We start from the raw sequence: 18,720 nt of genomic DNA, 5'->3' as shown, positions 1-18,720 counted from the left end.
GCGGAGTGATCTAGCCATGGGCAGGTTGAAGCGTGGGTAAGACTGCGTGGAGGACCGAACCCACCAACGTTGAAAAGTTGGGGGATGACCTGTGGTTAGGGGTGAAAGGCCAATCAAACTCCGTGATAGCTGGTTCTCCCCGAAATGCATTTAGGTGCAGCGTCGCGTGTTTCTTGCCGGAGGTAGAGCACTGGATGGTCTAGGGGGCCCACAAGCTTACTGAAATCAGCCAAACTCCGAATGCCGGTAAGTGAGAGCGCGGCAGTGAGACTGCGGGGGATAAGCTTCGTAGTCGAGAGGGAAACAGCCCAGATCGCCAGCTAAGGCCCCTAAGCGTGTGCTAAGTGGAAAAGGATGTGGGATCGCATTGACAACCAGGAGGTTGGCTTAGAAGCAGCCACCCTTTAAAGAGTGCGTAATAGCTCACTGGTCAAGTGGTTCCGCGCCGACAATGTAGCGGGGCTCAAGCACACCGCCGAAGCTGTGGCATTCATACTTTACTTCGCTTCACTCTTCGTGAGTGTTGTGCAGGTGTGTGGATGGGTAGGGGAGCGTCGTATGGCGGGTGAAGCGGCGGAGTGATCCAGCCGTGGACGCCATACGAGTGAGAATGCAGGCATGAGTAGCGAATGAAGGGTGAGAACCCCTTCCGCCGGATGACCAAGGGTTCCAGGGCCAGGCTAATCCGCCCTGGGTGAGTCGGGGCCTAAGGCGAGGCCGAGAGGCGTAGTCGATGGATAACGGGTTGATATTCCCGTACCCGCAAAGAAGCGCCCAAGACGAACCTCGTTGTACTAACTACGCAAAGCGCCGGCGGTCTTCGGACCTAGGGTGTGGAGTCTAGGACCTCAGCGGGTAGTAGTTTAGCGATGGGGTGACGCAGGAAGGTAGATGATCCCGGCCGGTGGTTGTGCCGGGGTAAGCGTGTAGGACGTACCGTAGGCAAATCCGCGGTGCATATAGTCTGAGACGTGATGCCGAGCCGTTCTGGTGAAGTCATTGATCCTATGCTGCCGAGAAAAGCCTCTAGCGAGCTTTGAGCGGCCCGTACCCTAAACCGACACAGGTGGTCAGGTAGAGAATACCAAGGCGACGGGTGAACTGTGGTTAAGGAACTCGGCAAATTGCCCCCGTAACTTAGGGAGAAGGGGGGCCGGACGCGTGAAGCCACTTGCTGGTGGAGCGTGGTATGGCCGCAGAGAGCAGGGGGAAGCGACTGTTTACTAAAAACACAGGTCCATGCCAAGTCGTAAGACGATGTATATGGACTGACGCCTGCCCGGTGCTGGAACGTTAAGGGGACCTGTTAGCCCGTGAGGGCGAGGCGGAGAACTTAAGCGCCAGTAAACGGCGGTGGTAACTATAACCATCCTAAGGTAGCGAAATTCCTTGTCGGGTAAGTTCCGACCTGCACGAATGGCGTAACGACTTCCCCACTGTCTCAACCACAGGCCCGGCGAAATTGCAGTACGAGTAAAGATGCTCGTTACGCGCGGCAGGACGGAAAGACCCCGGGACCTTTACTATAGCTTGACATTGGTATCTGAATTTAATTGTGTAGGATAGGTGGGAGCCGGTGAAGCTCGGACGCCAGTTCGGGTGGAGGCAATGTTGAAATACCACTCTGTTGGGTTTGGGTATCTAACTTGCGGCCCTGATCGGGTCGAGGGACAGTGTCTGGTGGGTAGTTTAACTGGGGCGGTTGCCTCCTAAAGGGTAACGGAGGCGCCCAAAGGTTCCCTCAGCCTGGTTGGCAATCAGGTGTTGAGTGTAAGTGCACAAGGGAGCTTGACTGTGAGACTGACGGGTCGAGCAGGGACGAAAGTCGGGACTAGTGATCCGGCACTTGCGAGTGGAAGCGGTGTCGCTCAACGGATAAAAGGTACCCCGGGGATAACAGGCTGATCTTCCCCAAGAGTCCATATCGACGGGATGGTTTGGCACCTCGATGTCGGCTCGTCGCATCCTGGGGCTGTAGCAGGTCCCAAGGGTTGGGCTGTTCGCCCATTAAAGCGGTACGCGAGCTGGGTTTAGAACGTCGTGAGACAGTTCGGTCCCTATCCGCCGTGCGCGTTGGATACTTGAGAAGGGCTGTCCCTAGTACGAGAGGACCGGGACGGACGAACCTCTGGTGTGCCAGTTGTTCCGCCAGGAGCATGGCTGGTTGGCTACGTTCGGAAGGGATAACCGCTGAAAGCATCTAAGCGGGAAGCCTGCTTCGAGATGAGGTATCCCACCACCTTGAGTGGGTAAGGCTCCCAGCTAGACTACTGGGTTGATAGGCCGGAGATGTAAGCACGGTAACGTGTTGAGTTGACCGGTACTAATAGGCCGAGGGCTTAACCACCCTAAATTTTGTGCTTAGCGTCCACTGTGTGATTCACAGCAAACGAACAACCACCCTGATTTTTTGAGGGTTCTGGTTGGTTCCGACTTTTTATGTCGGTGCCGGCTGGGCCGGAGAAAAGGATGTCAGGTTGCTGGTTTTTCGCTGTGCTGACAGGTGTTTCGGTGGTCATAGCGGAGGGGAAACGCCCGGTTACATTCCGAACCCGGTAGCTAAGCCCTCCAGCGCCGATGGTACTGCACTCGTGAGGGTGTGGGAGAGTAGGACGCCGCCGGACTCAAACGTATGGAAAGGCCCACCCGGGTGACCGGGTGGGCCTTTTCTGCATTTCCGGGACGGAATGAATTTCGGGCCGTTTTCGCCGGCGGGAGGCCATCTTTCGCACCTTGGCTGTGGCAAGACTCGCCCGGTGAAGCCCGGTGAAGCCCGGTGAAGCCCGGTGAAGCCCGGTGAAGCCCGGTGAAGCCCGGTGAAGCCCGGTAAAGCCCGGTGAAGGGCGGGGCCGGAAGCTGCCTGGGGTGGTGGGTGGTCCGCGGTGGGTGGTGGTTGGTTGGTCCGTGGGAGTTGTTCTTCTTGACAGCGGTGGGGTGCGTTGGGCATAGAGGTGGTACGCGAGTCGAACCACAGCGGGGACCAACGTCGGACCAGTGCGAGGAGGGACTATGCGGATCAGCGACATTCTCCGGGTCAAGGGGGAGCAGGTGGTGACCGTGACGCCGGAGACCAGTACCGAACGGCTGCTGGGAGTGCTTGCCGAGTATCGGATCGGGGCGGCGGTGGTTTCCCGGGACGGTTCCGTGGTGGACGGGATCGTCAGTGAGCGGGACGTCGTGCGGGCCCTGGCTCAGCGGGGGGCCGGCGTGCTGGCGGAACCCGTCAGTGCCATCGCCACCACCAGAGTGCGGACCGTGACACCGGAAGCGCAGCTCGAGGATGTGGAGAGGTTGATGACTCAGGGGCGGTTCCGGCATGTGCCGGTGGTGGTGGACGGGGCATTGTGCGGTGTCGTGAGCATTGGCGACGTCGTCAAGAACCGGATCGGGGAGTTGGAGACCGAACGCAGCACGCTCACCGAATACATCACCGGCGACCGGGCCTGAGGAAACGGCACGAGGCGGGGAACGGGGCGAGGCTGGGAACGGTGACGCCACCGCCCTTTGGGTGGGCGGTGGCGTCGGCCGGAGGTCAGCGGTTCAGGAGCTGGGCCAGGCGGCTGCGGTTCTGAGCGGTGGCCTTTGCGGAGCGGCGGCGGGTCAGCAGGACGGCTGCCGCCGCTGCCGCTAGCAGGACCACGGTGGTTGCGGTTGCTGACTTCTTGGGATTTCGGCGTACGGCCGCGGTGGCCCTGGATCGGGCCTTGATCGCCTTTTGGCCGGCTTCCTCAGTGACAGCTTGGATCTTGTCGGGGGCGGTTTCGATCGTGGTCTGGTTCGTGGTCATCGCACACCTCTCCAGGAGACTCGCCGGGTTGGGCCTGTCTGTTGAGTCCCCTCAAGACGAGAGTCCAACCCGGTGATGCGGTTCGTTCACGCTCCAGGACCGACACTAATCGGACAGTGCGGTCGATGTTGTCCATGAACTGACAGGACAGCCGGTCAGCTTCGGGCTTGGGCGGTGTCCTTGCCGGTTCCCGCCTGGGCTGACGTGGGCGATGACGCGGCTGAATCGGCGTCGTGAAGCGTGGCGGAAGACGACGCGGTGACCGTCGCGGTGGGAACGACCGTGGTGGCGTCGGCGGTGGGCTGGAGACCGGCGATGTCGGCGGGTGTGGACACCGCGGCGAGGTCTTCGAGATCCTCGTCCGCAGAGTCACCGGCCCCCTCGGCAGACGACGAACCGGCAGACGACGCGCCGTCAGCAGAGGACATCTCGGAGGAGGAGGGCGTGCCAGTGGAGGGCTCGTCGTCAGCGGCGGGTGCGTCCGAGAGTGCGTCGGTGGAGGACCCGTCGCTGGACGCCTCGGCCGCGGAGGTCAGGGCGACCGGTGAAGCCGCGGAAGCGGGGGCGACCGGGGAAGCCGCGGAAGCGGGGGTGACCGATTCGGGCTGCTCCTCGGCGCTGAGGTCGTCGTCGGCGGTGGCGGTGGCGGCTGCGTTGGTGGAGGCGTAGACCGTTGCGGTCTGGGTTGAGCCGTAGATCACCGGGACGGCCACCGTCGCAGTCCGGGCGTAGTAGTCGGCGAGGTCGTTGTTCTCCGGCTCGTCGGAGGCTTCCACCTCGACGTACGAGTGGGACGTCACCCCGGGCGGTGCCACGTCGTCGGCGTCGGAGACCAGACGTTCGCGGGTGAGGGGGCCGTGGTCCACGATCGCCGAGTGGACGCGGGCACGCGGGATCAGGGCACCGGCGCTCTTCGGGACGTTGACCAGGACCGGACTGACGTTGCCGTGGACGACTTCGGCCAGCTCGTCCAGGGCCCGCCGGACCGTCTCGCGCCGGGTGCGGCGGTAGTCGGCGACGAGAAGCACCAGGTCGCTGAGGGCGGCGAGGGCGATGGCGTCGGCGGCGCTGAGGACCGCGGACGTGTCGATGACGACCACGTCGGCGTGTTTCTGGACGGCTCGCAGGACCCGGGCGAGCTGGGCGCTGTCCATCAGGTCGACGTGGTCGCCATCGCGGTGACCGGCGGGGATCAGGGACAGCCGGGGCACCCGGGTCTCCTCGATGACCTCGGAAACGCCGGTGTCGCCGTCCAGGAGGGTGGTCAGGCCGTAGTCGCCGGTGACCTGGAAGACGTGGTGCAGTTGCGGGTTGCGCAGGTCGGCGTCGACGAGGACGACGGTGCGGCCGGCCTGCGCGAGGGTGACGGCCAGGTTCGCGGCGGTGGTGGTGCGGCCCTGCCGGTCGCCGGGGCTGGTCACCAGGATCGTGGTGGTGGTGGTCGGGCGCATGGCGGTCTGGAGACGGGACCGGAGGTAGCGGTACGACTCGGCGGCCGGCGATTCGGGTGCGCGCAGCACCACTGGCGCGCCGGTAGCCGTACCGCCGGGTCGCCGGTAACGAGGGATGGTTGCGATGACCGGGGTGCCGGCGAGGGTTGCCAGGTCGTCGCGGGAGCGGATCAGTCCGCGGGTGCGCGAGCGCAGGAAGGCGGTGCCGAGGCCGAGGAGCAGACCGGCGGCGAGTCCGGCGGCCAGGTCGGGTGCGAGCGGGCGGGTGTCGGGTTCGCCGGCCAGGGTGGGTTCGCTGAGGACGGTGACGTCGGCGGGGCCTTGGGCACGGTAGCCGACGTAGGCCTCGACGAGGGCGCGGGCGCGGATCTGGGCGCTGAGCCCGTTGTCGGAGGTGTAGACGATCCGCAGCACGCTGGCGCCGGGGACGACTTCGACGCTCAGGTCACGGGTGAAGTCGTCGATCGAGGAGCCGACCCGTCCGGCGGCGGGCAGCAGCACCAGGTCGGAGAGGGCGACCTCACGTTCGGTGGCGACGTCGGGGCCGATGGCGTCACGAACGGCTGTGGTCGCGGTGCGGCGGGCTTCGACCAGGATCGTCGCCTCGGACTCGTAGACGGATGGCGCCTGCTGGTTCAGGGCGTAGGCGGCGGCGATGGTCGCCGTCGTCACCACCAGTGTCCAGGGACCGTATCGGCGCAATAGTCGCGCGGATCGTCCGTAGGTCGTCATCGCTGGTGGCCTCCCCGTCGTTCAGATCTCAAGCCGAGGATTCTTCCATCGAACGGGGTTCCGGCGCGTCGATCATTCCGGCGATGTGTGTCTCGTTGTTACGGCGTCCAGCGCTGGTTGGTCGGTGGATATGACGAGGATCTCCCCTGGTCAGCGAGGTGTGGTCAGCGGACCACGGTGAGGGTGGGGCGGCCGGGGCCGTCACTGTGCGTGCGAGTGGCGCGTACGGCGAGGGGTGCCAGGAACAGGGTGGCGGTGCCGATGGCGAAGTGCAGGGCGGCCGGGGCGGCGGCGAATCCGGTGTCGGCGACGGTTTCCAGGACGATGCCGGTGGCGGCCGCGAGCGGGGCGATTCCGGCGAGCCGGACGAGGGCGGCGCGGGGTTTGCGGAATCGGTCGCCGTGTCCCTGCCAGAAGCCGGGTAGCTGTCGTTGCATCAGGACGGCGAAGAGCAGGGCCGGCAGTACCGCGACGATGGCGGCGACGGCGCAGAGGAGCAGTCCGGCGCCGTTCAGGGTGGCGCCGACCATCGCGACGGTGGCCAGCATGACCACGTCGAGGCGGCGGTTGCCGTAGCCGGTCTGGGCGGTGAGCCAGACGGCTGCGACGGCGAGTGCGGGAACCGGGAACCAGGGCAGGACGGTGCAGGTCAGGTAGACCACCAGATAGGCCGTCGCGAACGAGGCGGATCTCAGCGCGTACCGGAAAGCCGTCATGGGAGTCACGTTCGGCAGGGCCGGGCGGCAATGCAGGGGAAAGCGGGCGGCAATGTGATGTTCCGGGATTGCTTCCGATTTCTTGCGGCTCGCGTCATCTGCCGGTTCGGGTAGGGAACGCCTGATATTCACGTGCCGCCCCGATCGTACGAATCATGCAACGCATCGACAGGCGTTACTTCGTCCTCGGCGGGCTGTCCGTCGCCGGATCGCTGCTACTGCCGTCCACCAACGCTGCCGCCGCCGCCAACCCGTTTCGTCTCGGGGTCGCCTCCGGTGATCCGTTTCAGACAAGTGTGGTGCTGTGGACCCGTCTCGCCGTCCAGCCGCTGAACGCCGACGGGCACGGCGGCATGTCCACGGCCGATGTGCCGGTGCAGTGGCAGGTCGCCACCACCTCGTCGTTCAGCAAGATCGTCTCCTCGGGGACGGTGGCGGCCCGCCACGCGAAGGCACACGCGGTCCACGTCATCGCCGGTGGGCTGAGCCCGGGGCGGGTCTACTACTACCGGTTCCGCGCGCGTGGGCACATCTCGGCGGTGGGGCGGACCCGGACCAGCCCGGCGACCGGCACGTTCGGCCCCGACCTGCGGATCGCCGTCGCGTCCTGTGCCAGCTGGGAGGCCGGCTACTTCACCGCTTACCGGCGGATCGCCGAGGAACGGCCGGACCTGGTGCTGTTCCTCGGCGACTACATCTACGAGGACAGCGGGTTGCCGGGCCGGGTGCGCGCGCACGCCGGTGGGGAGGCGGTGACGCTGGCGCACTACCGGCGGCGGTACGCGCAGTACCGGACCGACCCGGATCTGCGGGCGGCGCACGCGGCCGCGCCGTGGCTGGTGATCCCGGACGACCACGAGGTCGAGAACAACTACGCCAAGCTGGTACGAGCCGGGAACACGCCGGTGATGACGGCGGCCCGCTGGCGTACCCGGCGGGCCGCCGCCTACCGCGCGTTCCGGGAGAACACGCCGCTGCGGTCGAAGACGTTCCACCGGCGGGTGCCCTGGGGGAGGCTGGCGACGTTCCACATGCTCGACACTCGGCAGTTCCGTGACGACCAGCCGTGCGGGGACTACTGGAAGGTGTGTGCGGCGGCGGACCGGGCCGGTCGCACGATCACCGGAGCGGCGCAGGAGAAGTGGCTGCTGGATGGTCTGGCCCAGCGGGCCGCGACCTGGGACGTGCTCGGTCAGCAGGTGTTCTTCGCCCAGTTCATGGATGCGGCCGGGGGTGCGAACATGGACGGCTGGGACGGCTACCGGGACGCCCGCAAGCGGCTGCAGCGCGGCTGGGTGAACCGCGGGGTGCGTAACCCGCTGGTGCTGACCGGGGATGTGCACGCGGCGTTCGCCAACGATCTGAAACTGGACTACCGGGATCCCGGGTCGGCGACCGTCGGCACCGAACTGATCTGCACGTCGCTCACCTCCAACGGCAACGGGACGTCGTTGGAGGCGCTGCCGCACCGGGCCACCAATCCGCATTTCCGGTTCTACTCCGAGCGGCGCGGCTACACGATGGTGACCCTCGGCAAAGACCGATACCGAGCCGATTTTCGTACGCTGCCGCAGGTCACGCGACGGGGTGCGAGTGTCTCTACTCGCGCGTCGTTCGAGGTGGAGGCGGGGCGGCCCGGCTTGCACCGGATCTAGCCGGATTCTTGAACACCGGGGCGGCCACGTCACGGTTGTCGACCACGAACGTGGCCTTGTGGTGCGGGTCACAGGCGGCGTAGTAGATCCGCTGCGCCTGGACGTACCGGCGCATGCCGGGATGTTCCGGGTCGGGTTGGGTGCCGTCGCGGGACGCCATCCGCCGGGCCGTCTCGGTGAACGGCACGTCCAGGAAGACCGACAGATCCCAGGCCCCGGCCAGTTCGTCGCGGTGTAGGAACAGGCCGTCGACCAGCAGCAGCGCTCCGGCCGGGGCCTGGCGCGGTGGCGGGTCGACGATCTCGTCGGACTCCAGGTCATGGCAGGCGTGCCGGTAGAGCCGGGAACCGCCCGGCGCGAACGGCGCCAGCACCCGGGCGCGGAACCGGTCGTAGTCGTAGGAGTCGAGCCAGAAACCCTCCGGCGAGTCCCGGCCACGGCGGTAGCGGATCGCCCGGACCTGGTGGAAGTCATCGATCGACAGGTGCACCACCGGACGGCCCTGGGCACGCAGGACCCCGGCCAGCTCACCGGCCAGGATCGACTTGCCGGAACCGTCGGGACCGTCCACGCCGACCCGTACGACAGCCGGGTCCGCAATGATCGCGTCAGCGATCTGCTCCAGAAGCCGGGACCGTGTCTCGGTCAGCACTCGGCGCGGCCCAGGCGCCAGTAGCCCATGAACGCGACGGAGCGCCGGTCGACGCCGCACTCGGAGACGAGGTGGCGGCGCAGTGTCTTGATCACGCCGGCCTCACCGGCCAGCCAGGCGTAGAAGCCGTCCGGGGTGCCCACCGACACCTCCGGGACCTCCCACAGGATGCCCTCGTCGATGTCCACGTCCTCCAGGGCGGTGGGTGTCGCGGGGGCGGTGCAGTCGCCGATCAGTTTCGCGGCGACCTCGCGGACCGCCGGGATCACCTTCACGCCGTGGACTTCGCCGTCGCGGGGCAGCCAGGTGACCGTGAAGTTCGGCGGTGCGGCGAGTTGCAGGTGGTCGCCGGTCTCGGGGACCTCCAGCAGCGCGTGGCCGACGGCGTCGGCGGGCAGGCGGGACAGGATCGAGGCGATCGCCGGGACCGCGGTCTCGTCGCCGACCAGCAGGATCCGGCGGGTGGCGGCCGGCGGGTGGAAGTCGATGCCGCCGGACGGGCCGTCGTACTGCGCGTTCGGGCCCAGGATCGTCATCGGCGAGCCGGGTTCGGCGGCGACCGCCCAGCGCGACGCCGGGCCGTTCACGCCGTGCAGGACCATGTCGACGTCGATCTCGCGGTCGGCGGCGCGGACGTCGCGGATGGTGTACGTCCGGATCGGATTACGCTGCTCGTCGGGCAGTTCGCGCCAGCGGGAGTACCAGTCCGGGCCGGTCGGCAGGTGTTCGAAACCGGAGCCGGGCAGCGGCGGGATGAGCTTGATGCGCTGGTCCCAGCCGTTGTCGGCGAAGTGGGCCAGTTCGTTGCCGGTGAACGTCACGCGCAGGAAGTTGGGGCTCAGGCGCTCGGTCCGGGCGACCTGAACCGGGAAGAACCGGAACGGGACGGCCTTGGTGGGCACTGCGGTCTGGGTCATGGTCGCCTCCCTCTTTAGGTAAGCCAAACCTAACCGTTCGGTGTGGCCCTGTCACCACCGGCCCCGTCACACCCGAACGGCAACCGGCTGTTTCCTGCGGTCACCACCGGGTGCGCCGATCAGTACGGTCCCAGCAAGCCGCAAGGAGATGACATGCCGTACACCCATTCCGTTCCGACCACGGCTATCACTTTCAGTGACTCCGATGTGTTGCCGTGGTTCGCGGGCGACTGGGAGACGGCGCTCCAGCCGCCGACCATCCTGATCGCCGACGACGACGGTGACGTGCGGGACCTGATCGCGGTCAAGCTGCAGGTGGCCGGTTACCGGATCCTGGAAGCCGACAACGGCCGCGCCGCGATGTCATTGGCGGTGCATGAGCGTCCCCAGTTGATCCTGCTCGACGTCTCCATGCCGGGACTCGACGGCATCGGTTTCTGCTACGAGTTGCACTCGTCGCCGCAGACCGCAAACATCCCGGTGATCATCATCAATGGGCGCGGGGGGCCCGCCGACGTGGCGCTCGGGCACACGGTCGGCGCCGAGGACTACCTGATCAAACCGTTCAGCTCGGCCGAGCTGCTGCGCCGGGTGCAGAATCTGGTGCCCGCTCACCACCCGTGACCGGCTCCACCCGTGACCGGCTCATCGGGCGCGGGTCTCGTGGACCAGGGCGATGCTGCACCGGGCCCGGTGCAGCAGATGCCGGCCGATCGACGGCCGCAACGCCACCCGCAGGGCCCGCCGCACCCGCGCGCCGGCGACCACCAGTTGCGCGCCGGCCGCCGCCTCGGCCAGCACCTCGCCCGGCCCGCCGATCAGGATCTCGCTGGTCACCGGCGTCTGCGGGAAGCGGCGGCGCCACGAGTCGACCACCGACCGCAGCCGGTCGCGTTCCGCGGCGACCGCGGCCAGGTTGACGTCGCAGAGCAGGTCGCGCCCGGCCGGAACCGGCCAGGCGTGCACCGCCCGCAGCGGCACGCCCCGCATCGCGGCCTGCTCGAACGCGAAACCCAGGACCAGTCCGGAGGCGGGGGAGTCGTCCACACCGGCCACCACCGGGTCGGTGTCGCGTGGCTCGCCGCGCACCACCACGACCGGGCAGCGGGCGTGTGCGCTCACCGACGCGCTGGTGGAACCGAGCAGGGCCCGCATCATCGAGTGCCGGGGCCCGCCGACCACCACGAGTGCGGCGTCTGCGCTGCGCTGGGCCAGGGCGACCGCGGCGGTGCCGTGTTCCACTCTGGTGCACAACCGGACTCCCGGATGGCTCGCGCCGGCGGCTTCCAGGGCCCGGCCCAGCATCTCGCCGACGGCGTCGTCGGTGTCGGCGTCCGGGTAGACCGCGGCGGCCGGCATCATCGCGGCGGCCGGGACATAACTGGGCCATTCGTACGCGTAGAGCAGCTCGACGACCAGGTCGGTGCGCTGTGCCTCGTCCAGTGCCCAGCGGGCGGCCTTTCGCGCGTCGGGCGATCCGTCATAGCCCACGACGATCCTCTGAGTGGCCACGGTGCCGTCTCCTCACGCCGACTCCCCTGATCGTGGTCGGCGAAAGTCCCGGCGGCAAGAGTCGTTGGTCAGCGTTGCGGGACTGTCACGACCGGATCGGCGTCCGGTGGGCGAGGCGCTGGTCACAAAGGTGCGGACGGCACTGCTCAAAGCGGTGGAAAGCCACTGAACGTTACCGGGATCACGCGTCCGAAGGTCGGGAACGGAAACATGGATTTTATCTGGGGTCGATAGCATCCTCGCGTTCCACCTGGATTAAGTGACGATAAACCACTTTTTTCAGGGATGAGCGGAGTACGCACCGAGTGCCCCTTTTTCGAGGAGAAGACAGAACAATGGCGGTTAAGGCCGAATACCTCTGGATCGACGGCACCCAGCCCACGGCGAAGCTGCGGTCCAAGACGAAGATCCTGGCCGCCGGCGAAGAGCCCGGCATCTGGGGCTTCGACGGCTCGAGCACCAACCAGGCGCCCGGCGACAAGTCGGACTGTGTGCTCCGCCCGGTGTTCACCTGTCCCGACCCGCTGCGTGGTGACGACCACATCATCGTGCTGTGCGAGGTCGAGCTGATCGACGGCTCCGCGCACCCGACGAACACCCGCGCCCCGCTCCGGGCCGTCGCCGAGAAGTACGCCGACCAGGAGGCGATCTTCGGCATCGAGCAGGAGTACACCTTCTTCAAGGACGGCCGCCCGCTCGGCTTCCCGATCGGTGGTGGCTACCCGGCCCCGCAGGGTGGCTACTACTGCGGCGTCGGCGCCGACGAGGTCTTCGGCCGCGAGATCGTCGAAGAGCACATGGATGCTGTCCTCGCGGCCGGCCTGCACCTGTCCGGCATCAACGCCGAGGTCATGCCGGGTCAGTGGGAGTTCCAGATCGGCCCGGTCGCCTCGCCGCAGGTCGCCGACGAGCTGTGGGTCGCCCGCTGGCTGCTCTACCGCATCGCCGAGAAGCACGGCGTCTCCGCCACCCTCGACCCGAAGCCGGTCAAGGGCGACTGGAACGGTGCCGGTGCGCACACCAACTTCTCCACCAAGGCCATGCGCGAGGGTTACGACGCGATCATCGCCGGTGCCGAGGCGCTGGGCAAGAAGCGTCAGGAGCACGTGGACGGTTACGGTGCCGGCATCGACCAGCGCCTGACCGGTCTGCACGAGACCGCCCCGTGGACCGAGTACAGCTACGGCGTCTCGGACCGTGGCGCGTCGGTGCGTATCCCGTGGCAGGTCGAGAAGGACGGCAAGGGCTACCTCGAGGACCGTCGCCCGAACGCCAACGTCGACCCGTACGTGGTGACCCGCCTGCTCATCGACACCATCTGTGGTGCAGCCGCCGGCGACAACTGATCGACTGACTCGAAGGCCACCGCGCGTATCGTTCGTGCGGTGGCCTTCGACGTTCTGCCGGGTGATCCGGCTTCTCCGGTGATCCTGCACGTGCCACACGCGTCGCGCGATCTCGTCGATTCCGGGTTGTCCCCGGACATTGTCGGCGAGGAATTGGATCACCTTACCGACGCGTACACGGACGTGATCGCTCTTGAAGCCGTTGACCTGGTGCAACGGAAACCGTGGGTCTTCATCAACCGGCTCTCCCGGCTGGTCGTCGACCCGGAGCGCTTCACCGACGACGAGATGGTCACCGTCGGCATGGGGCCGGTCTACACGCACGGACACACCGGGCGACGGTTGCGCGCCGACGATCCGGTCCGCGACGCGGCCCTTCTCCACGATCATTTCCAGCCGTACGCGTCAGCGATGACCCGTCTCGTCGACGAGCGCCTGGCCGCCACCGGGCAGGCCTGCGTGATCGACGTCCACTCCTATCCGACCGTGCGCCTGCCCTACGAACTGCACGGCGGCCCCCGCCCGCCGGTCTGCCTCGGCACCGACGACTTCCACACCCCACCGGCCCTGATCGGCGCCGCCCGGGCCGCCTTCCCACAGACCGCGCTCGACACCCCGTTCGCCGGCTGTTACGTCCCGCTGAAGCACTACCACCACGACCCGGCGGTCCACGCGTTGATGATCGAGATCCGCCGTGACCAGTACATGACCGAGCCCGGCGGGCCGCCCACCCCCGGGATCGCCACTATCGCCGCGGCACTGGCGCGGCTCGTCGAAACCGTCCCCGGACGCGTGCCCGCCGGTGGCGGCGATCCCGCGACCGGGATGACATGATGGCCCTGGCGAACACGAGCCGCGGGAAAGGTACGACGATCAATGGCGAACTTCGAGGCGAGAACCTCCGCCACGAGCGGCCGGATCACCGTGTCCCTCACCGGTGAGTGCGACCTGGCCGTCCGGGAGCACCTGACCGCGGTCCTGCTCGACGCCGTGCACCGCGCACCGATCGTCCTGGTCGACCTGGCCCAGCTCACCTTCATCGACTCGAGCGGGGTGCACAGCCTGATCACCGCCCATCACGCGGCCAAGCACACCGGCGGGCACGTCTACCTCATCAACGCCGACGGCCCGGTCGCCGGCGTCCTGGAGATCACCGGCCTCGACACCCTGCTGCGCGCCCCGGCCGAAGAACACCGTCATGCCTGAGCAGACCACCGAGACCAGCACCGACGGCATGTCCTATGCGGTCCCCGACGACCTGCGCCGGGTCCGTGCCTTCGTCACCGAACGGGCCCTCACCCTCGGTCTGTCCGAAGCCCGGATCGACGTGCTCACCCTCGCCGTCAGCGAGCTGACCACCAACACCCTGCAGCACACCACCGGCGGCGGCCACATCCGGGTCTGGGCCGAAGCCGGCCAGCTCGTCTGCGACGTCGTCGACCGGGGCGAGGACCGCCCGTTCGGCCGCTCGATGCCGTCCGCCGAAGCGATCCGGGGCCGCGGCCTGGCCATCGTCGAACGCGTCTGCGACTCCGTCGACACCGCGACGGTGCCCGGCGGCACCCTCGTCCGGATCCGCCTCGACCTGTAGGGACGCGCACGGTGGAGACGACAGTGGAATCGGCGGACGGGACGCGGCTCGCGGTCCGGCGGCACGGGCGCGGCGAACCCCTCGTCCTGGTGCACGGGTCGGCCGGTGGGCTGGACTCGTGGGACCCGGTGCTGCCGCTGCTCACCGAAGAATTCCAGACATGGGTGTACGCCCGGCGGGGCTATGCGCCCAGCGACGGCTGCACCCGGGCCAAGACGTTCGCCGACGACGTAGCCGATCTGCGGGCCGTCATCATGGCCGCCGGTGGCGAGGCGCGGGTCGTGGGCGGGTCCTACGGAGCCACGGTCGGCCTGCACGCCGCCCTGGCGGACGGGGCCGGTATCCGTACGCTGACCGTTTTTGAACCTCCGCTCTTCGCCGCCGCCGACACCGTGGCGCTCGACCGGTATCGGGCCGCACTCACCGGCGGGGATCTGCTCGCCGCCAACCGGATCTTCGCCGCCGATGTCGCCCGGTTCCCGATGGACGTCGGTGCCGCCGCCCCGGACGAGGCCGCCGGCATGCTGCACGACCTCGAAGCTCTCGCCGCCGACAGCGCCGACGTCGCCCGCTGGGCCGGCATCGGGGTGCCGGTGCGGATCGTGCAGGGCGCGACGACGTGGGAACCGATGCCGGCCACCATGGACGCGCTCGGCGTCGCCCTCCCGAAAGCCTCCCGGGTGGTCCTGGCCGGGCAGTCGCACTTCGCCTCGCACACCGCGCCGCAAGCGTTCGCCGAGGCACTGCGCTGGTGAACGACCTCCAGTACCGGATTCAGCGGGCCGAATTCGCCTACGAGTCGGTGAAGAAGGACGCACCCACCGCGTACCTGCTGTGGGTGCTGACCGGGATCATCGGCGGGCACCGTTTCTACCTCGGCGACACCGGCCGGTCCATCGCGATGCTGTTCACCCTCGGCGGCCTCGGCCTGTGGACCCTGGCCGACGTGTTCCTGATCGCCCGTCGCGTCGAAGCCGTCAACCGCGCCCGCCGGGCCGAGATCATGGCCGGGTACGGCTTCGTCGACGGCTAGACAGCTTCCGCGATCAAGGCGCGAGCGCCGTTCCGGCATGGTGACCTGGGGTTCGATTCGCACCCTGAGTCACCACGCGAATTCTGATCGCGAAACGCCGGGCCGCCCGGGTCTCCTACTCGGCCCGGGACCGGGTACGCCACGGTTAGGCTGCTCGGATGGTGGACGAGGCGGTGGTGCGGGAGTTGCTCGCCGCGGTTCCGGTCGGGTGCACCTGGATGACCCCGGTGCCGGACGACGACGGGGGGATCGCCGACTTCCGGATCGCGGCCACCAGCGACCGGATCCGGGACATCTTCGGGCGCGGTACCCAGCGCATCGACGGCCGGCTCGCCGAGCTGTACCCGAGCCTGCCGGGCAGTCCGCTGTGGAGCATGTACCTGCGGGTGCTCGCGACAGGCACCCCGGAACGGATGAACGACTTCCGGTACGCGGAGAACCGGTCCGGGATCGTCGCCGAATCCCGCTTCACGATCAGCGCCTCCCGGGTGCTCGGCGGGATCCTCGTCTGGTGGGAGCGGGTCGACGAGCATCAGCGGCGGCTGGAACACACCGAAGTGCTGGGCAGTCTGGGCTGGACCGAGTACGACCTGGCGTCCGGCCGTACCGACTGGTCCCCGGGCATGTTCCGGCTCTTCGGCCGCGACCCCGGACAGGGACCGCTGTCCCGCCCGGACCAGGCACGGCTGATGCTGGCGAAGGACCGCGGGATCGCCGAGACCGTGTGGCAGACCCTGGACAGCGGGGCCACCTCGGACGTGACGATCCGTTTCCGGGTGCACGACGAGGTCCGGCATCTGCGGATTCTGTCGGACGTGGCACGTGACGCGTCGGGCGTGCCGGTGAAGATCTACGCGGTGGTGCAGGACGTGTCGGCGCGGGTGGAGTCCCGTACCGAGATCGAATCCCTGTCGGACCGGCTGCGGACCCGGGAGATGACCGCCCTCGCCGAGCACCGTCTGGCCGGGCAGTTGCAGAACCTGATCCAGCCGGTACCGGCCGCCCCGCTCGCGCTGGCCGGCCTGGAGGTGACGGTCAGCTACCTGCCGGCGGAGAGCACCACGAAGGTGGGCGGCGACTGGTACCACGCGCAGACCCTGCCGGACGGCCTGGTGGCTTTGGCGATCGGAGACGTAGCCGGGCACGGCCTGGAAGCGGCGAGCGGAATGGCGCACCTGCGGTTCGCGCTGGTGGCGTGGCTGTCGATCGGCATCCGCGACCCGGGGGAACTGCTGCGCCACATGAACCGGCTGTGCCTGCAACTCGGCATCACCGGCACGGCACTGGTGGCGTTCTACGACCCGCACACGCGGGAGTTGCCGTGGGCCCGGGCCGGCCATCTGCCGCCGCTGCTTGGCCGGGCCGGAACGGTCACCGAGATGGAACGCCCGGCGGGTCTGCTGCTGGGCGCCGAACCGGAGGTCGACTTCCCGATCGCACGGGCCTTCTTGGAACCGGACGATCTGGTGCTGTTCTTCACCGATGGCCTGGTGGAACGCCGCGGCCTGCCGGAGGGCCGGTTCGCCGAGATCCGCGAGCACCTGGCGGCGGCCCCTTTCTCGACTTTCTCGACGCCGAGTGTGCTGCACACGCCGAGCCCCGACGACGACACCTGCACCCTGGCCGTACGAGTGACGCCCTAGCCGACGACAGTTTGTCGTGGCCGTCGCTGACGACCGTTGTTCAGGAGTGGCGCGGCGCTGGAGGGGAACGGGTCGCTCACGCCCGGCGGGCGCGGTGCGGCCGGGAGGGGCCGCCTGCCCCGCGGGGGTGGGGGCGGGACTGTGGGTAGGCGTACTAAAGCGTGGTTTTGATCTTGTGAAGGAACGCCGCGTTGGACGGTGCCGCGCGGAGCTGAGGCAGTAGTTGCTGAAGTTTTACCGCTCGGCGCAGGCGTGCGACCAGCGGCAACTCGTCCGGGTGGAGCAGGAGTTCGTCGTGGCGGGTGCCGGAGGCGGCGATGTCCACGGCCGGGAAGATCCGGGACTCGGCCAGGTGGCGGTCCAGTTTCAGTTCGGCGTTGCCGGTGCTCTTCAGCTCCTCGAAGATCAGTGTGTCCATGGCGGAGCCGTTCTCCACCAGGGCCGTCGCGATCACCGTCACCGAACCGCCGCCCTCCAGCGCGCGGGCCGCGCCGAGCAGGCGTTTCGGCGGCTGGAGCGCGATCGGGTCGAGGCCGCCGGTCAGGGTCCGGCCGCGCGCCGGGGCGATCAGGTTGTGGGCGCGGGCCAGGCGGGTCAGTGAGTCCAGCAGCAGGATCACGTCCTCGCCCTGTTCGGCCAGGCGTTTCGCGCGCTCGACGGCCAGGTCGGCGACCGCGGTCTGCTCCTGCGGCGGGCGGTCGAACGTCGACGCGATCACCTCGCCTTTGACCGTGCGGCGCAGGTGGGTGACCTCTTCGGGGCGTTCGTCGACCAGCAGCATCATCAGGTGACAGTCCGGATGGTTGTGGGCGATCCCGGTCGCCAGGTCCTCCAGGACCGTGGTCTTCCCGGCTTTCGGCGGCGCGGCGATCACCGCCCGCTGGCCCTTGCCGATCGGCATGAACAGGTCGACGACCCGGGTGGTCATCAGATGCGGCTCGGTCTCCAGCCGCAGCCGCTCGTGCGGGTGCACCGACGTGAGCTGGTAGAAGTCCGGGCGCGGGCCGGGTTCGCGGCCGTTGATCCGCGGCCGGTCCAGGGTGCCGGTGACGTGGTCACCGCGGCGCAGCCGCATTCCGCGCGGTAGTGGGATGTCGGTGGGGGAGGGCGCGTAGCCGCTGGTCCGCAGCCAGGCGCGGTCGTTGACGATGTCGACGAAACCGTCGACGGGTACGGATGTGGACATGATGGTTCTCGATTCGAAACGACGGCAGACTAGGCCGTGGAAGCCGCGTGACGCGGTAGGGGAGAAGTGGAACTGCCGGGGGCGTTCAATCCGCCTGCATCCGGGTTCCGGTGAGCCCACCTTAGCACCGTGCCGCGAAACCGGCGATGATGGCAACGGACCACACGCGGGGAAGGAGATCGGGATGCCACTGTTGCGGCGGGTGATCGGGGCGGTGCTGCGCAAGGTGCGGCTGGGCCAGGGGCGGACGTTACGGCAGGTGGCGGCCGAGGCGGGGGTGTCGCTGCCGTACCTGTCCGAGGTCGAGCGCGGCACCAAGGAAGCCTCGTCGGAAGTGCTCGCGGCGATCTGCCGGGCACTGCGGCTGACCATGCCCGACCTGCTCGACGAGGTGCGCCGGGAGATGCTGCTGGCGGCCCAGCCGGCCGGCCGGTCCCAGTTCCGGACGGCGCTCGCGGTTCAGCGGGGTCAGGGCCCGCGGGTCTCGATCAGCCGCACC

The 18,720-nt window shown here is 68.0% G+C and carries 16 protein-coding genes, 2 rRNA genes and 2 pseudogenes (1 of these 20 only partly in view); 13 read left to right on the top strand and 7 right to left on the bottom strand.

Translation table 11 applies throughout. The annotated features are described in order from the left end of the window. From BLU81_RS19000 to BLU81_RS18990, 3 genes are all read left to right on the top strand, one after another. Positions 1-2,347 (top strand): 23S ribosomal RNA (locus tag BLU81_RS19000) (it extends 768 nt beyond the left edge of the window). A gap of 160 nt (positions 2,348-2,507) precedes the next feature. Further along, positions 2,508-2,624: ribosomal RNA gene (gene rrf, locus BLU81_RS18995) — 5S ribosomal RNA — on the top strand. A gap of 385 nt (positions 2,625-3,009) precedes the next feature. Beyond that, positions 3,010-3,447 carry a CBS domain-containing protein gene (locus BLU81_RS18990; RefSeq protein WP_092545906.1) on the top strand — a complete coding sequence of 146 codons (438 nt, stop codon included), beginning with the start codon at positions 3,010-3,012 and terminating at the stop codon, positions 3,445-3,447. 85 nt (positions 3,448-3,532) lie between these two features. Here BLU81_RS18990 and BLU81_RS18985 read toward each other — a convergent pair whose 3' ends face one another. From BLU81_RS18985 to BLU81_RS18975, 3 genes are all read right to left on the bottom strand, one after another. Beyond that, positions 3,533-3,787 carry a hypothetical protein gene (locus tag BLU81_RS18985; protein WP_092545905.1) on the bottom strand — a complete coding sequence of 85 codons (255 nt, stop codon included), beginning with the start codon at positions 3,785-3,787 and terminating at the stop codon, positions 3,533-3,535. A gap of 155 nt (positions 3,788-3,942) precedes the next feature. Beyond that, a complete protein-coding gene (locus tag BLU81_RS51565) occupies positions 3,943-5,910 on the bottom strand; it encodes a polysaccharide biosynthesis tyrosine autokinase (protein ID WP_172890582.1) in 1,968 nt (655 codons plus the stop codon). A gap of 224 nt (positions 5,911-6,134) precedes the next feature. Beyond that, positions 6,135-6,686, bottom strand: a complete 552-nt coding sequence (locus BLU81_RS18975) for a hypothetical protein (protein WP_092545903.1) — start codon at positions 6,684-6,686, stop codon at positions 6,135-6,137. 155 nt (positions 6,687-6,841) lie between these two features. Between BLU81_RS18975 and BLU81_RS18970 the strand changes: the two genes are divergently transcribed. Then, positions 6,842-8,341, top strand: a complete 1,500-nt coding sequence (locus BLU81_RS18970) for an alkaline phosphatase D family protein (RefSeq protein WP_092545902.1) — start codon at positions 6,842-6,844, stop codon at positions 8,339-8,341. Here BLU81_RS18970 and BLU81_RS18965 read toward each other — a convergent pair. Next, positions 8,286-8,993, bottom strand: coding sequence for a nucleoside/nucleotide kinase family protein (locus BLU81_RS18965; protein WP_197686282.1), 708 nt, complete (start codon positions 8,991-8,993; stop codon positions 8,286-8,288). The two genes, BLU81_RS18970 and BLU81_RS18965, sit on opposite strands and share 56 nt — an antisense overlap. Continuing rightward, positions 8,987-9,910 (bottom strand): siderophore-interacting protein, encoded by a 924-nt coding sequence (locus BLU81_RS18960; RefSeq protein ID WP_092545901.1) that lies wholly within the window; start codon positions 9,908-9,910, stop codon positions 8,987-8,989. The genes BLU81_RS18965 and BLU81_RS18960 overlap by 7 nt, the downstream gene beginning before the upstream one ends. Positions 9,911-10,063: 153 nt before the next feature. Here BLU81_RS18960 and BLU81_RS18955 point away from each other — a divergent pair, with 153 nt between their 5' ends. Next, on the top strand, positions 10,064-10,534 hold the full coding sequence (locus BLU81_RS18955; RefSeq protein ID WP_092557298.1) for a response regulator: 471 nt from the start codon (positions 10,064-10,066) through the stop codon (positions 10,532-10,534). A gap of 21 nt (positions 10,535-10,555) precedes the next feature. Here the strand turns inward: BLU81_RS18955 and BLU81_RS18950 are convergent, their stop codons facing one another. Further along, entirely contained in the window at positions 10,556-11,422 is an 867-nt protein-coding gene (locus BLU81_RS18950) for a universal stress protein (RefSeq protein ID WP_092545900.1), read from the bottom strand. 335 nt (positions 11,423-11,757) lie between these two features. Between BLU81_RS18950 and glnII the strand changes: the two genes are divergently transcribed. The 7 genes from glnII (at position 11,758) to BLU81_RS18915 (ending at position 17,035) form a co-directional block, all read left to right on the top strand. Continuing rightward, entirely contained in the window at positions 11,758-12,768 is a 1,011-nt protein-coding gene (glnII, locus tag BLU81_RS18945) for a glutamine synthetase (RefSeq protein ID WP_092545899.1), read from the top strand. A gap of 39 nt (positions 12,769-12,807) precedes the next feature. Further along, the gene (locus tag BLU81_RS18940; RefSeq protein WP_092545898.1) at positions 12,808-13,602 is read left to right on the top strand and encodes an N-formylglutamate amidohydrolase; all 795 of its coding nucleotides are present in this window, start codon (positions 12,808-12,810) and stop codon (positions 13,600-13,602) included. 42 nt (positions 13,603-13,644) lie between these two features. Continuing rightward, positions 13,645-13,974: an STAS domain-containing protein gene (locus BLU81_RS18935; RefSeq protein WP_092545897.1), complete on the top strand. Its 330-nt coding sequence runs from the start codon at positions 13,645-13,647 to the stop codon at positions 13,972-13,974. After that, positions 13,967-14,359 carry an ATP-binding protein gene (locus tag BLU81_RS18930; protein ID WP_092545896.1) on the top strand — a complete coding sequence of 131 codons (393 nt, stop codon included), beginning with the start codon at positions 13,967-13,969 and terminating at the stop codon, positions 14,357-14,359. The genes BLU81_RS18935 and BLU81_RS18930 overlap by 8 nt, the downstream gene beginning before the upstream one ends. Before the next feature lie 11 nt (positions 14,360-14,370). Beyond that, on the top strand, positions 14,371-15,114 hold the full coding sequence (locus tag BLU81_RS18925; RefSeq protein WP_092545895.1) for an alpha/beta fold hydrolase: 744 nt from the start codon (positions 14,371-14,373) through the stop codon (positions 15,112-15,114). Continuing rightward, the gene (locus BLU81_RS18920) at positions 15,111-15,392 is read left to right on the top strand and encodes a TM2 domain-containing protein (RefSeq protein ID WP_092545894.1); all 282 of its coding nucleotides are present in this window, start codon (positions 15,111-15,113) and stop codon (positions 15,390-15,392) included. The genes BLU81_RS18925 and BLU81_RS18920 overlap by 4 nt, the downstream gene beginning before the upstream one ends. A gap of 158 nt (positions 15,393-15,550) precedes the next feature. Continuing rightward, positions 15,551-17,035 (top strand): PP2C family protein-serine/threonine phosphatase, encoded by a 1,485-nt coding sequence (locus tag BLU81_RS18915; RefSeq protein WP_092545893.1) that lies wholly within the window; start codon positions 15,551-15,553, stop codon positions 17,033-17,035. 154 nt (positions 17,036-17,189) lie between these two features. Here the strand turns inward: BLU81_RS18915 and rho are convergent. Then, positions 17,190-18,209 (bottom strand): annotated as a pseudogene (rho, locus tag BLU81_RS18910) (transcription termination factor Rho); the annotation flags it as partial. Between the two features lie 196 nt (positions 18,210-18,405). Between rho and BLU81_RS50750 the strand changes: the two are divergent. Then, a pseudogene (locus tag BLU81_RS50750) lies at positions 18,406-18,645 on the top strand (helix-turn-helix domain-containing protein); the annotation flags it as partial. Between the last annotated feature and the right edge of the window lie 75 nt (positions 18,646-18,720).

Source organism: Actinoplanes derwentensis, assembly GCF_900104725.1.
GTDB classification, from domain to species: domain Bacteria; phylum Actinomycetota; class Actinomycetes; order Mycobacteriales; family Micromonosporaceae; genus Actinoplanes; species Actinoplanes derwentensis.
The sequence above is the reverse complement of the archived record's forward strand: the minus strand, read 5'-3'. Positions and strand labels throughout refer to the sequence as shown.